Annotated in this window: 1 protein-coding gene; it reads left to right on the top strand. The window is 62.2% G+C overall.

Annotation, left to right across the window (positions count from 1 at the left end; genetic code table 11):
- Positions 1 to 241 (top strand): hypothetical protein (locus SB765_RS33135; protein WP_410932963.1); only part of this gene is annotated, 241 nt, incomplete at both ends.

The raw sequence follows: 241 nt of genomic DNA on the forward strand, positions 1-241 counted from the left end.
GTGACCGGCGAGTTGTACATCGGTGGTCAGGGCGTTGCCCTGGGCTACCTGAACCGGGCTGACCTGACGGCGGAAAAATTCCTCGCCGACCCGTTCAACGTCAATAGCTTGATGTACCGCACTGGCGACCTGGTGGCCTGGCGTGCCGACGGCACCTTGCAGTATCAGGGCCGTAACGACCAGCAGGTGAAGATCCGGGGGTTCCGCATCGAACTGGGCGAGATCGAAACGCGCCTGAGTG

The organism is Pseudomonas sp. SIMBA_067, from assembly GCF_046534675.1.
Lineage (GTDB): Bacteria > Pseudomonadota > Gammaproteobacteria > Pseudomonadales > Pseudomonadaceae > Aquipseudomonas > Aquipseudomonas putida.